Annotated in this window: 1 pseudogene; it reads left to right on the forward strand. The window is 73.4% G+C overall.

Annotation, left to right across the window (positions count from 1 at the left end):
* A pseudogene (locus BN358_RS27185) lies at positions 1-354 on the forward strand (hypothetical protein); the annotation flags it as partial.

Consider the following 354-nt stretch of genomic DNA (forward strand, 5'->3'; position numbering starts at 1 on the left):
TCGACCGGTGCGGGGCGGACGCGGAGCGGGTCCAGATCGTCTCCCCGGGCGTCGACCGGGAGCTGTTCCGCCCGCTCGCTCCGGGCGAGCGGCGCTGGAGCTGGCCCGCAGAGAGCCCGGAGACCTGGCCGCTGGGCTACGTGCTGGTGGCGGCGCGGCTGGAGCCGCTGGAAGGGGCCCGACCTGGCCATCCAGGCGCTGGGAACCTCGACCCGGAGATCCGTCCGCACCTCGTCGTGGCCGGCGACGCCTCCGCGGCCTTCGCGTCCTACGAGCAGGAACTGCACCAGCTGGTCACCGAGTCCGGACTGGTCAGCCAAGTCACCTTCGTCGGGGCGCAGCAGCGTCCTGAAC

The organism is Sedimentibacter sp. B4, from assembly GCF_000309315.1.
Taxonomy (GTDB): domain Bacteria; phylum Bacillota; class Clostridia; order Tissierellales; family Sedimentibacteraceae; genus Sedimentibacter; species Sedimentibacter saalensis.